The organism is Aminiphilus sp., assembly GCF_029975095.1.
Taxonomy (GTDB): Bacteria; Synergistota; Synergistia; order Synergistales; family Aminiphilaceae; genus Aminiphilus.
The window spans coordinates 1-9,025 of the sequence record NZ_JARKPW010000203.1 but is presented as its reverse complement, the minus strand read 5'-3'; the positions used below and the strand labels follow the sequence as shown (position 1 = coordinate 9,025).

9 protein-coding genes are annotated in these 9,025 nt (G+C 62.4%); 3 read left to right on the top strand and 6 right to left on the bottom strand.

Features of this window, described 5'->3' with window-relative positions; all coding sequences use genetic code 11:
- A partial coding sequence (locus tag Q1K49_RS12905; RefSeq protein ID WP_300526415.1) for a pantoate--beta-alanine ligase occupies nucleotides 1-141 on the bottom strand: 141 nt, incomplete at its 3' end.
- Between the two features lie 335 nt (nucleotides 142-476).
- Between Q1K49_RS12905 and Q1K49_RS12900 the strand changes: the two genes are divergently transcribed.
- Nucleotides 477-3,044, top strand: a complete 2,568-nt coding sequence (locus Q1K49_RS12900; RefSeq protein ID WP_300526414.1) for a PAS domain-containing protein — start codon at nucleotides 477-479, stop codon at nucleotides 3,042-3,044.
- Nucleotides 3,045-3,133: 89 nt separating this feature from the next.
- Here the strand turns inward: Q1K49_RS12900 and Q1K49_RS12895 are convergent, their stop codons facing one another.
- The 3 genes from Q1K49_RS12895 to Q1K49_RS12885 form a co-directional block, all read right to left on the bottom strand.
- Nucleotides 3,134-4,339, bottom strand: coding sequence for an iron-containing alcohol dehydrogenase (locus tag Q1K49_RS12895; protein WP_300526413.1), 1,206 nt, complete (start codon nucleotides 4,337-4,339; stop codon nucleotides 3,134-3,136).
- A gap of 562 nt (nucleotides 4,340-4,901) precedes the next feature.
- On the bottom strand, nucleotides 4,902-5,555 hold the full coding sequence (locus tag Q1K49_RS12890; RefSeq protein WP_300526412.1) for an amino acid ABC transporter permease: 654 nt from the start codon (nucleotides 5,553-5,555) through the stop codon (nucleotides 4,902-4,904).
- Nucleotides 5,552-6,328 (bottom strand): amino acid ABC transporter ATP-binding protein, encoded by a 777-nt coding sequence (locus Q1K49_RS12885; protein WP_300526411.1) that lies wholly within the window; start codon nucleotides 6,326-6,328, stop codon nucleotides 5,552-5,554. The genes Q1K49_RS12890 and Q1K49_RS12885 overlap by 4 nt, the downstream gene beginning before the upstream one ends.
- A gap of 181 nt (nucleotides 6,329-6,509) precedes the next feature.
- Here Q1K49_RS12885 and Q1K49_RS12880 point away from each other — a divergent pair, with 181 nt between their 5' ends.
- Together Q1K49_RS12880 and Q1K49_RS12875 are read left to right on the top strand one after the other, a co-directional pair.
- Entirely contained in the window at nucleotides 6,510-7,268 is a 759-nt protein-coding gene (locus Q1K49_RS12880) for a transporter substrate-binding domain-containing protein (protein ID WP_300526410.1), read from the top strand.
- Between the two features lie 392 nt (nucleotides 7,269-7,660).
- Nucleotides 7,661-8,500: an alpha/beta hydrolase gene (locus Q1K49_RS12875; protein ID WP_300526409.1), complete on the top strand. Its 840-nt coding sequence runs from the start codon at nucleotides 7,661-7,663 to the stop codon at nucleotides 8,498-8,500.
- Here the strand turns inward: Q1K49_RS12875 and Q1K49_RS12870 are convergent.
- Together Q1K49_RS12870 and Q1K49_RS12865 are read right to left on the bottom strand one after the other, a co-directional pair.
- Nucleotides 8,491-8,691, bottom strand: a complete 201-nt coding sequence (locus Q1K49_RS12870; protein WP_213693500.1) for a hypothetical protein — start codon at nucleotides 8,689-8,691, stop codon at nucleotides 8,491-8,493. The two genes, Q1K49_RS12875 and Q1K49_RS12870, sit on opposite strands and share 10 nt — an antisense overlap.
- 58 nt (nucleotides 8,692-8,749) lie before the next feature.
- A partial coding sequence (locus Q1K49_RS12865) for a response regulator (RefSeq protein WP_300526408.1) occupies nucleotides 8,750-9,025 on the bottom strand: 276 nt, incomplete at its 5' end.

Genomic DNA, 9,025 nt, shown 5'->3' with positions numbered 1-9,025 from the left:
GTTCTCGCTCCTGCATCGCCGCACCAGGGAAAGATGCCCTTCGAGAAGATATCCCATGGTAGGCACAAGTCCCAGCGTTCCACCGCTCCGGAGGCGACGGAGTTCCTCCCGCAAGGCCGAACGTTCCGTTACATGTCGCATGCGCATCACCGTCCCTGCACGAACTCGGGAAACCGCGGAAAGGCTTCCGTTTCGCTACGGTATCACAAGGTGACCGCATTTTCCATAATGACTTCCAAAACATACGACATCAGCATCCGTGGAGATTTCGAGAGAACCCGTTGCCTTCGATGAGGACAACACGTAAACTATTACTGCGCTTCTCAGGCATTTTGCAGCACCGATACGATGGAGAAGGTGACGATGAAGCGTCGTCATCCTCGAAAAGATCTCCACGCGAAAGGGATTCCCCTGTCGTGCGGAGACGTTTTCACCGATTTCCGGGAGGGGCTCTCCAAAGAAACGGGGGTATGGCCATGAAGGCTCTTCGCATCCCGAATGTCTCCTCTCACCTCTCTTCGTCCCGGGCCTCCCGATACGGAGTTCTCCTCTGCGTCCTCCTGGGACTCCTGTGCACCGGCTGGGTCGCCGCCTTCCAGAGAGAACGCTCTCATGCGCTTTTCCGGGAACGTTTCGAACGGGACGCGGCACTCCGTGCCACCGCCGTCGCGGACCACCTCCGGGAACGGCTTCTCGAAATCAGCGCACTACGGCGCTTCTTCGAAGGATCCGACGTCGTCACCCCTGAGGAATTCAGCACGTTCACCGCCCCGGTGCTGCACGACCGCAACGGTCTCCGGGGGTTCTTCTGGGCTCCCCTCGTGGTCTCTCCACTGCCGGATCGACAGGAACGACGCACCGTTCTTCCCGAACGGGACGTTCATCCCATGAAAATCCGCGATTGGGGCGAGGATGCCGCGGACGATCAGAACTCCGCCTCTCCCCGTGCGCTCACCTGCCCCGTTTTGTACCTTGAGGCCGAGCCCGAGCTTGCCCGCCTGCAGGACACGGATCTTCTCACGATTCCCGCCGTGCAGGGCGCCCTGGAACGCGCCTGGGGAGGCGAACGCCTCGCCGTCTCGGGGCGTTTTTCCCCTGAAGGGGGCGCCTCGGAGCAGTTTCTGGTGTTCGGCCTGGAGCCGGTTTTTCGGGTCCGCCGTCATGGAATCGACGACGCGGAAACAAAAGAACTTCTCGGCTTCGTGGGAGGTGTTCTTGCGCCCTACGACGTGCTCTCGGCGATCATCACCGCGACGCAACCCCTCGGCCTCCCCACCTGGGTCGTCGATCTCTCCGCTCCCTCGGAACAACAGGCGCTCGCCTTTTGGAAACCGCGTCTGGAGGCCCCGGAAAACGCCGCCGCACCGCCGGACCACCTTCGGAAGCTCCGGGAGTTCCCCCTCGGAGACCGCCAATGGGCCGTGAAAATCCGTCCCGGGAGCATCTACGTGACGAACAATCTTCCCCGCGGACACCTCTGGGTTCCGCCTCTCGGGGTGCTCCTCACCGCTCTCTTCGGCTCCGTTCTCTTCCTCTCACTCTCCCGGCAGGAACACGCCGAGTCCCTGGTGCTGCTCCGAACCGCCGCCCTCCGCACGGCGGAAGAGCGCCTCCGCATGGCGCTCGAAGGCGCGGACGCGGGAGTATGGGACTGGGATACCGCATCTGGAGAGATCGTCATGAGTTTCCGGGGATACACCATGCTGGACTATGCGCCGGGAGATCTGTCCTCGTCCTTTGCGGCGTGGCGCTCACTCCTCCACGACGAGGACGGAGCATGCTTCGACGACGCCCTGAATCGCTGCATGACCGGAGACACGGCATTCTTCGACATGGAATGCCGCATGCGTTCCCGGGGCGGTTCCTGGCAGTGGATTCTCTGGAAGGGAAAGGTGGTCGAGCGGAACGACCAGGGGAGAGCGTTGCGTTTCGCGGGCGTCCTTGTGGATGTCACGCCCCGCAAGCAGGCGGAGGTCGCCCTCCGGGAGGCGATGGAGCGCCTCGAACTCGTCCTCGAAGCAGCTCAAATAGGCGTCTGGGAATGGGAACCCGAAAAGGGCGCATTCCATCCGGACAGTCGATGGACATCCATGCTCGGCTACTCTTCCTCCGACGAAACGCCTTTCACCACGGAGGAGCTTCTCACGCTCATCCACGAGAAAGACCTCCCCGGCCTCCGCCACGCCCAGGAGATGCTCCTCGCGGCAGGAACGAATCGCATCGAGACGGAAGCGCGTCTCCGTGCGAAGGATGGTTCCTGGCGCTGGATGCTCAGCCGGGGACGGGCGATCGACGACGGGGGGACGACAGGCGGGAGCATGCCCCGCCGCGTGGCGGGCATTCAGCTCGACATCACGGACAGGAAGGAGATGGAGGCGCGGCTGCAAAATTCCCTGCACGAAAAGGAAGTGCTTCTCCGGGAGGTCCACCACCGGGTGAAGAACAACCTCCAGATCATCTCCAGCCTCCTGTCGCTCCAGCTCCAGGAGGTCCGCGATCCCTTCGCCCGGGAACATCTCACGGAGACGCTCACGAGAATCCGCTCCATGGCTCTCATCCACGAGCACCTCTACAAACAGGAATTCTTCTCGGCGATCCTCATGGCCACGTACACGGCCGACCTGGTCCTCCACATTAGGAGCCTCTACGGTAAGGCAGGACATGAACTCCGCTTCGTCCTCGCCATTCCCGAGACGCTGCTCGTCGACCTGGACCAGGCGATCTGCTGCGGTCTCATCCTCACCGAATTGCTGACGAACGTGCTTCGTCACGCCTTTCCTCCGGGACACGAACGAAAACCCGAGGTGAAGATCACCCTGCGCGAGGGGGAGGGAAACCTTCTCGTCCTTGACGTCGCCGACAACGGGGTGGGCCTCCCGGAGGCCGTTCTGACGGAAAAGGAACATTCCCTCGGATTGCGCATCGTCCATGCCCTTGCCCGGCAGCTCGACGGAACGATGACCCTCCGGAACGCCGAAGGGTGCACCGCCCGCCTGACCTTCGCACGCACCTCCAGAGGAAACGCCGCAACGCATGCTCTCTAGCGGGCGACACGGCACTGGAATGGAGAGCGGTATGTGATCGCACGTCCTTTCGGCGGGGCTGAAAAGAAAAGGACGCCACTCCCTCGCCGCTACATGGCCGCCCTGTAAAGTTCCCGGATCGTTTCGACGCTCGCCTTTCTGGGGTTGGTGCGCCCGATCTCCTCCTGATCCGCCTGGCGTGCGAGTTCCCCGAGATCCTCGCTCTTCACCCCGAGACGCGCCAGCGACGCGGGAATGCCCACGTCCTCCGCGAGCCGCCCCATGGCCTGGAGCGTCGTCTCCGCGTTCTCCCCGGAAGAATGCCAGGAGCGCACGATGCCCAGATGTTCTCCCAGGAGGGAGAACTTCTCGAAGCAGGTCACGGCGTTGTAGCGTTCCACGTGAGGAAGGAGCAGGGCGTTGAGGACGCCGTGGGGAAGATTGTACTTCGCTCCCAGAGGGTGGGACATGGCGTGCACCAGCCCGAGTCCCGAGTTGTTGAACGCTGCTCCGGCGAGAAAGGCTGCGTGGGTCATCATTTCTCGCGCCTCGCGGTCGTTTCCGTCCCGCACCGCCCGGGGGAGGAAATCGAAGACGAGCCGTGCCGCCTTCAGGGAGAGCGCCTCCGTGAGAGGCGAGGCGTTGAGGGACACGAGGGACTCCACCGCGTGGGAGAGCGCATCCATGCCCGTGGCGGCAGTCAGTCCGGGGGGCATGGAGAGCATGAGTTCCGGATCGTTGATGGACACGTCCGGGGTGAGACGCCAGTCCGCCAGGGTCATCTTCACGTGGCGCTCCGTGTCGGTGATGACGGCGAAGCGGGTGATCTCGCTGCCGGTTCCCGCGGTGGTGTTGATGGCCACGAAGGGAGGCAGGGCGATCCGAAGCCGATTGGTCCCCTCGTAGTCCCGTATGGACCCTCCGTTGGTCACCACGGCACCGATGGCCTTTGTGCAATCCATGGCGCTTCCGCCCCCGATGGCCACCAGCGCATCGCACCGCTCGGCCCGATAGAGCGCGGCTCCCTCCTCCACAAGCACGTCCGTCGGATTGGGCAGCACCTTCACGAAGGGCACAGAGGCGATTCCCTCCCTGCTCAGGTGTTCCGCCGCGAGGGCGGCGTGCTCCTCCCCGGGATGGGCCGCGGCGGCGGCGATGAGGACCCTGCTCCCGCCGAGCGTACGAATCCAGCTCCCCACCTTGGCGACGGCACCGAAATCAATGAGGTTCACCGCAGGAAGATAATAGCTTCCCGGCATGGTTGTTCCCCCTTTCTCGAAATACAGGACGACGGAGAGGCGGCTCTTCCGCCGCATTCTCTTTCCACAACTCCTTCGCGCCCGATACGAGAAGTCTTCCAGACCGATTCCGAGGATGCAAGCAGCGGAGGTTTCGTTTTTCCATCCTCCTGACGTCTCCCAAGAGAGACGCCGACCAGGGCCGGAGGCGAAAGCTCCCCGGCCCGGACACGAATGCCGAAGATCCCCCGGCACTTCCGGAATGTTCGGGGGAAATACTCCTCCATGTTGCGAGAGAAGAAGAACACACTGTTGCAAAACTCATTCGACCGAAGAGCGTTCGGAGAAATTCTTTGTGAAACCCGCCGTCGTTCCCTTGTTTAAGGGACCTCCGAAAAAACGCTACGTCGGCCTCGGAACAAGGCGATGTGATCAAAAACGAGAGAAACACACTCCCTGAAGCAGAGTCTCTTCAAGGAAACCCAGCAGGTCCTGAGATTACACGCCGCATTGACGCACCGTCCCGTCGGCAGCGGAATGCGTCCGACCGGAAAGCCGGATCGCGCCCTTGCTTCACTGGAGGTCGTTCTGTCTCTTCTGCCGTGCGTCCTCCCGAAAGCTCCAAGGGACTCGATCAGACTCACCGCACCTGCCATCGCTTCTCCAGAAGCTGCAGCGCGCCTCCGGCGACGCTCGTCAGCAGAAGATAAATGCCCCCCACCAGCAGAAAGGTCTCGAAGGAGGCGTAGGTCACGCTCCGGACCTGCTGCCCCACCATGGTCAGCTCCGTGATGGCCAGGGTGGAGAGCAGGGAGGATTCCTTGATGAGGGTGACGAATTCGTTTCCGAAGGCGGGAAGCATGTTCCGCACCGCTTGGGGAAGAATGATGCACCGCATGGTCTGCCCGTAGGAAAGCCCGAGAACCCGAGCAGCCTCCCAATGCCCCTTGGGAACACCCTCTATCCCTCCCCGGACGATCTCTCCCACGTAGCCTCCGGAGTTGATGCCGATGCCGATGATCCCCGCGACGAAGGCGGGGAGATTGACGCCGAGGGAGGGCAGGCCGAAATAGATGAGAAAGAGCTGGATCAGGAGGGGTGTTCCCCGTATGACGTAGATGTAGGTCGCCGCCAGCGCCCTCAGGGGAAGGATCGGGACGACCCGTAGCGCCCCCACGAGAACGCCGATGACGACGCCCATGGAGAGCCCGAAGAGTGAGGCCTTCACGGTGATGAGCAACCCCTGGACGAACATGTGCCCGTAGGGCGCCAGAACGGAGAAGTCGAGGGTCATCGCCGTCCTCCTTCCTCCGCCACCAGGGCGGTGCCGAAATGCGCGGACATGCGATGGAGAAAGCTCTTCGTGCGCGGCATGCGGGGGTTCAGGAAGAGCGCTTCCGGAGCCCCTTCCTCGACGATGTTGCCATCGGCCATGAAGATGACCCGGTGGGAGACCTCCCGAGCGAAGAGCATCTCGTGGGTGATGATCAGCATGGTCATCCCCGACGCGGCGAGGTCGGTCATGACCTCAAGGACCTCCCCGACAAGTTCCGGGTCCAGGGCGCTGGTGGGCTCGTCGAAGAGCATGATCCGAGGCTCCATCGCGAGAGCCCTGGCGATGGCCACCCGCTGCTGCTGCCCTCCCGAGAGTTGGGCCGGACGGGCACCGAGCTTGTCCCCGAGGCCGACCCGTTCGAGAAGGGCAGCCCCTCTTTCCTGTGCGGCTTCGGGGGCGAGCCCGAGCACCCGGACGGGGGCGAGACAGACGTTCTCCAGCGTGGTGAGATGCGGCCAGAGGTTGAACTGCTGAAAGATCATCCCCACGAGATGCGCCATGGCCTTGTTCCGGAGACGCCCTCCGTCCACGCGTTCTCCGTGGAGGAGAATCTCCCCCTGCTGTATCTCCTCCAGACAACAAATGCAACGGGCCAGCGTGCTTTTTCCAGAGCCGCTGGGCCCGATGACGGACACCACTTCCTTCTCCTCGATGCGCAGATCGACTCCCTGAAGCACGGTCAGGGCACCGAAGGACTTGTGCAGTCCCCTCACCTCGACGGCAGCCACCATAAAACCATTCCTCCCCTTTGACAGAACAACGCCCACATCTTATTATGATGTGCCGAATCATGCCAGAGAGTGCATTTTTTTGCTTTTCGCGCAACTCTGGTATAGAAGGGCGTCTTCGTTTTTCCGTCTCGCGTTTCGATTTCCACAAGGCACTACCATATCACTGAGGAGGGAAAAGAACATGAAAAAAAGTCTCGCAATCGCATTGACCACGGCATTGGTGTTCCTCTTCGCCTTCAGCCCGGCGGGGGCGGCGATCCTTGAGAAGGAGACGATCCTCGTCGGAACGGAGAGCACCTATCCTCCCTATGAATTCAGGGACAAGGACAACAATCTCCAGGGATTCGACATCGACCTCACCCACGCCCTCGCGGAGAAGCTCGGCAAAAAGGTTGAGTGGGTGGATATGCCCTTCGACAGCCTCATCCCCGCCCTCCTCTCGGGCAAGATCGACCTCATCGCCGCAGGCATGAGCGCCACGGAAGAACGTGCCAAGCGGGTCGCTTTCACGACGCCCTACGAAATTTCCCTGAGCACCTTCATCGTCAAGGCCGGACGAGAGGACATCAAGAGTCTGGAAGATCTGAAGGGCAAAACCGTCGCCGCACAGTTGGGGACCGTTCAGGACACCTATGCCGGAACCATCGAGGGCGTCGAGGTGAAGCGCTTCCAGAAGTTCGACGACTGCGTCCGTGAAGTGGCTCTCGGCCGGGTGGACGCCACCCTCATGGACCGCCCCGTGGCGGTGAAGTTCGTCGACCAGAAGGATTTCGCGGGACAGGTGCAGCTCGCCTTCGACCAGGAGATCACCGGAACGGGAAAAGCCTTGGCGACGCGCCTCGATGAGACGGCCTTCCTGGAAGGACTCAACAAGGCGTTGAAGGAGATGGACGACACGGGCAAGCTCCAGGAACTTCGGGACAAGTGGATGCAGTACTGATCCCGACGTTTCGCACCCTTTCCCAGCGGACCTTTCTGCGACAAGCCCCGGGCGAATGCCCGGGGCTTGTCGTCATCCCGCCTCCACCTTCCGCCGCGAACACCGAGAAAACGAAGGACCGCCGCGATGTCCCCGGAAAGCGCCCGCCCGACGAATGCCGTGAGCCATTCTTCCGCATTGTCTCTCCACAAGGCGGAGTGGTATTGTGGTCCTCGAAACGCAACTCCCGGGCTTCCGGCGGAGCAGCACCGGGAAGAAGGCGCCCGCCCGGAAGGATCCACGGACACAGGGCGGAAAAGGACGCCCGACGGGAAGTTTTTCGACATAACGGACTGTGCGGGAAGGTTTTCCGCACGGATTTCGCCATTTTTCCGTCACGAGGAGGGTCTTTCATGAATGTGGAAACAGTGTCCATCCGAGGTTCCTTCGGAGACGAAAGGGTCCTGCTGCATCTCGCCGGGACGGATTATCCGGGGCCGCTCGTCCTTCTGTTTCACGGCGTCCACGGGTGCGCCGACATGACCGAGGGAAACAAGTACGGGGAAATAGCCCGGCTCCTGCTGCAACAGCGCATCGCCTCCTGTCTCGTGGAAACGAGCCGCCTGCGCCGGGACCGGGAGACCTTCGGGGAAGACCGCGGCAGATGGGCCGAAGAAGCCTTTCGGGGCAAAACCTTCTCTCAGGACCTGTGGGACATCTTCGCCGCCTTTCGCCACGTGCAAACGCGCTTTCCCGAACGCGCCCTCTGGCCCTGGGGATTTTCCCTCGGGGGCATCGAATCCCTCTTTCTTCTGGGAGGCACGCCACCGCTCGTCCCCGGCTGCGAGGAACTCCCGGAGCCGGACGTCTCCGGCGCTTCGTGCCTCTTCCTCTCCGGAAGCGGCGACGCCCTCAGGCCCGAGGCGCAGGAAAGCCGGAAGCTTCCCATCCTGGACTCGCTCTTCGCCCAGGCGAGTCTGCACGAGGCCGCCCGGAGGACGCGGGTGCGACACCTCACGGCGTTCTATGGCAGCGAGGACACCACGTTCCCCGAGGAAGCCTGCAGGAGGCTCGCGAATCTGGTGCACTGCGAGGGCGAGAACAGGCGCTTTCTGGTCCTCGACGGGTGTGACCACCCCTTCCGCACGCTCCGGGGCATCCCGTCCCAGGAGCCGATCCGGAACATGTGCGCCGTCGTCGCGGCGCTTCGGGACGCGCTCTTTCCGGAACTGCGCCTTCTTCCTCAGACGTAGATGTTGAAACTCTCTCCCGTATCGAGGGGGTGGATATCCCGGAGACGCCGTTCGTCCACCACGACGGAAATGACGTATCCCGCCCGTTCCCCGTTGGTGTCGATGCGCCCGAAGGCTCCCAGGGGAACGGGCGTAGAGGCGATACTGCCGATGAGTTCCGCGAACAGGGGAAGAAACTCCATGGCATTCATCGTAAATCCCTCCTGACGGCGGTGCTCGCGGGGCAGAAAACTCCCTCGGAGAGCGGCGTCACTTCTTCCACTCCGTGCGAACCCGGGAGAGAGTCCGCTCCAGAAGCTCACGGAGCGCCGCGAACGTGAACGGTTTGGCCAGATAGTCGTCCATTCCGGCGGCAAGACAACGTTCACGGTCGTCTTCCATGGCGTTGGCGGTCATGGCCACGATGGGCGTGTGCATTGCCGTTCCCTGGCGGCGGCGCATCTCCCGGGTCGCCTGGTAGCCGTCCATGACGGGCATGGAACAATCCATGAACACCAGGTCGAAGAGCTCCTTCTCGAACCGCTC

Coding starts and splice junctions, on each gene's coding strand:
- Q1K49_RS12895 (WP_300526413.1), bottom strand. CDS start 4,339: ATGCGGCGGAAGAGCCGCCTCTCCGTCGTCCTGTATTTCGAGAAAGGG.
- Q1K49_RS12900 (WP_300526414.1), top strand. CDS start 477: ATGAAGGCTCTTCGCATCCCGAATGTCTCCTCTCACCTCTCTTCGTCC.
- Q1K49_RS12875 (WP_300526409.1), top strand. CDS start 7,661: ATGAATGTGGAAACAGTGTCCATCCGAGGTTCCTTCGGAGACGAAAGG.
- Q1K49_RS12870 (WP_213693500.1), bottom strand. CDS start 8,691: ATGAATGCCATGGAGTTTCTTCCCCTGTTCGCGGAACTCATCGGCAGT.
- Q1K49_RS12885 (WP_300526411.1), bottom strand. CDS start 6,328: ATGGTGGCTGCCGTCGAGGTGAGGGGACTGCACAAGTCCTTCGGTGCC.
- Q1K49_RS12880 (WP_300526410.1), top strand. CDS start 6,510: ATGAAAAAAAGTCTCGCAATCGCATTGACCACGGCATTGGTGTTCCTC.
- Q1K49_RS12890 (WP_300526412.1), bottom strand. CDS start 5,555: ATGACCCTCGACTTCTCCGTTCTGGCGCCCTACGGGCACATGTTCGTC.